The sequence below is a fragment of the Gordonia sp. 852002-10350_SCH5691597 genome, from assembly GCF_001665715.1.
In the GTDB taxonomy this organism is placed as follows: Bacteria; Actinomycetota; Actinomycetes; order Mycobacteriales; family Mycobacteriaceae; genus Gordonia; species Gordonia sputi.
Genome location: NZ_LZMO01000054.1, coordinates 1 through 3,091, shown reverse-complemented (window position 1 = coordinate 3,091; position 3,091 = coordinate 1). Strand labels below are relative to the sequence as shown.

Annotated in this window: 3 protein-coding genes; 1 reads left to right on the top strand and 2 read right to left on the bottom strand. The window is 66.6% G+C overall.

The features are described from left to right. Positions 1–99 precede the first annotated feature (99 nt). Positions 100–1,440: a ClC family H(+)/Cl(-) exchange transporter gene (locus A5777_RS03830; RefSeq protein ID WP_064861681.1), complete on the top strand. Its 1,341-nt coding sequence runs from the start codon at positions 100–102 to the stop codon at positions 1,438–1,440. Between the two features lie 22 nt (positions 1,441–1,462). Here the strand turns inward: A5777_RS03830 and A5777_RS03825 are convergent, their stop codons facing one another. After that, entirely contained in the window at positions 1,463–2,191 is a 729-nt protein-coding gene (locus tag A5777_RS03825; protein ID WP_064861680.1) for a DNA alkylation repair protein, read from the bottom strand. A 30-nt stretch (positions 2,192–2,221) separates the two neighbouring features. Further along, a partial coding sequence (locus A5777_RS03820; protein WP_064861679.1) for an NAD(P)/FAD-dependent oxidoreductase occupies positions 2,222–3,091 on the bottom strand: 870 nt, incomplete at its 5' end.

Sequence of the window (3,091 nt, the reverse complement as noted above, 5' to 3'; positions counted from 1 at the left end):
GTGGCACAAGCCTCCGGTGTACAAGGCGATCGCGATAGGCCGACTCCCCCTTCAGATTCCGCTCATCGCAGCCGCCGTGAAGATCTTCCGCGACGCTTCGTGAGTCATTCTGACCACGCGGGGTTTCACCGCGTCGAGCACGAACGACTCGATGCGCGCACCCTGGTCCTCCTCACGCTCGTCGCCGCGGCCGCTGGTGCTGTCACCGGTTTCGTCGGCGGCGGATTTCGCTGGCTTCTCGAACACATCGACGCGTGGCGCGTCGGCACGGTCCTGAACTGGACATCGACTCATGGTCCGTGGGGGTGGCTTGTCCCGGTATCGATCTCAGCCGCTGCAGCAGTCGGGGCCACCTATATCGCGCTCCGGGTACCTCTCGCAGCCGGTAGCGGCATCCAACACGTCGAGGCGGTCGAGCGGGGCGAAGCCGATCCCCCACCGTTGCGGGTGGTCCCCGCACGATTCGTGGGCGGTCTGCTCTCGATCGGTGTCGGCGGGATGGTGCTCGGGCGTGAGGGTCCGACCGTGCACATCGGTGCGACCATCGGCGCGACCGCGGGACACCTGTGCCGAGCAACGGCCGACGAAGTCCGCGGATTGCAGACCGTCCTCGCCGGAGCCGGTCTCGCCGTCGCCTTCAACGCACCCATCAGTGCTGCGATGTTCGTGTTCGAAGAGATCGCCAAGACCGTCCGCATCCGCCTGGTGGTCTGGACGCTGGCCTCCGTCGCCACAGCGGTCGGCTGCTCGCGTCTCATCCTGGGCGATCACCCCGATTTCGCGGTGCCGGCGATTGCACGACCGAGCTTCGCGCTCGTACCGGTGTTCGTCCTGTTCGGCGCATTCGTCGGTCTGGTGGGTGTCGCATACAACTGGCTCATCCGCGCGATGCTGCGCTGGTTCGATGCGCTCTCCCGTGTGCCCGCGCTCGTGACGGCAGCCGCCGTCGGCGCCGTCATCGGCGCGGTCATGCAGATCAATCCCGACCTCGTCGGTGGCGGGGACGCGCTGTCGCAGAACATCTTCGACGGTCAGCGGTTCGCACTACTCACCCTCATCGTGTTTCTGGCCGTGCGATTCGTCGGTGGACCGCTGTCGTATTCTGTCAGCACTCCCGGGGGCATCTTCGCGCCGATGCTCGCACTGGGCGCACTCCTGGGCTTGTTCTTCGCGCGATTGATCGAGGTGTTCTCCACCGATCTGGGACGAGAACTGGTGTTGTCACTGGTACTCGTCGGCATGTCGAGCTTGTTCGCTTCAGTGGTCAGGGCTCCGTTCACCGGCATCGTGCTTGTCATAGAGATGACCACGATCACGAGTGTGACGGTACCGCTGCTCGCGGCAGGCGCCGCCGCGGTCATCGTGGCGTCACTGCTACGCAGCCCGGCGATCTACGACGCGCTCCGCGAGCGGATGCTCCGTGCGGGCCACCCGGCCTGACGCAACGGCACCGGGACGTTCTTCAGCGCAGTGACCGGTAGTGGGCCCTAGCCTCCGCATCGAGGTGTTCGACGGCGTATCCCAGTGCGGTACGGCCCATGTGGGCGGCGTGGTCATCGAGATAGGACGTGAGCGCCGTGGCGTCGACGCGCTTACCCATCTCGCGCAGCATCCACCCGAATGCCTTCTGGATCAGCGGCCTGCGGTCGTCGATCACCAGCGGCGCGACCGCCGCCAATGCCTGCGCGTCGGCGTGTTTGATCCAGGCGAAGGTCCCGATGATTCCGATCCGCTTCTCCCACAGATCATCTCGCGCAGCGTAATCCAGTAGCACGTCCACATCGCCGTGCTGCCACGACCATTCACCGAGTATCGGATCAGCTGACGAGTCGACGAGGTCCCAGTTGTTCACCATCCCCGCGGCCACAGCCGTAAGGTAGTCCGCGACCCACAGGTCGGCCTCCGCAGCGTCGGCACGGTCGAACCCGTCACGCGCGCAGAACAATCCGGCCAGTCGTACCTCGTGGTAGCGCGACGTGAGCAGAGTACGGACCTCGCCGCGACTGATCCCGCGGAACCGCTTCGCGATCGCGCGCAGTTGGGGAACCCGGACACCGAGGAACTCGTCGTCGCCGCCGTAGCCGCCCGGATGCGCCTGAAAGTACGACGCCATCGACGCGGCTCGCTCCGGATCGGCCAGTTCGTCGACTGCGGCGATCACGTCCTCGGCGGACCCTCCCGCGTCACCCATCCGCGCTTCCCGATGCTTCGACTGCATACCTCATGCGTCGGGCACGAGCTCCGAAATCGGCGTCGGTGTCAGCAGTTTCGGACGTGTCTTCATCACGGCGCCGACCTTGCCCGCGCCGACGACCGCGGTGAGCATTCCGGCCCTGCTGTAGTACGCGAGGAACTTCTTGCCGTCGTCGGAGACGACGTGGACGTCGTCGTCTGCTCGCGGATCACCGAGCACCTGGATCTTGAGGTCGAACTGATCGCTCCAGAAGTACGGCACGGCGGCCGTCACACCTTCTCCGCCGGTGATGTCTGCGGCCACGATCGCAGCCTGCTCGACCGTGTGGTTCCAGTGCTCGACCCGTCGTGGATCGCCTGCGGCGTCGAGCCAGTTGGCGACGTCGCCGACGGCGTAGACGCCCGGCGCAGATGTGCGACCCTGTGCGTCGCAAGCGATTCCGCCGCCGACGTCGCGGGGCGCGAGTTCGATGTTCGACCCGTCGAGGTAATCGGTCACCGGTGTGGACCCGATCCCGGCGACGACGAGGTCGGCGGGCACGACCGACCCGTCGTCGAGCGTGATCTCGCGGACTGCGCCACCCTGGCCCGCCACGATCTCGGCGACGCCGACCCCTGTACGCACCGTGACCCCGTTGGCCTCGTGCATCCGCGTGACGAGCGCTCCGATCCGCGGCCCGAGCGCGAGTGCGAGCGGTGTGGATGCCGGTTCGACGATGGTGACGTCGATTCCCTGCGACGAGAGACTCGCCGCCACCTCGCAGCCGATGAATCCGGCGCCGATCACCACAGCGTTCTGCGCCGCATCGATGGCCGATCGCACCGCGAGAGCATCGGCGAACGTACGCAGTGTGTGCACACCCGACATCGCATCGGTGCCCGGGAACGCACGGGGCCG

Coding starts and splice junctions, on each gene's coding strand:
- A5777_RS03825 (WP_064861680.1), bottom strand. CDS start 2,191: ATGGGTGACGCGGGAGGGTCCGCCGAGGACGTGATCGCCGCAGTCGAC.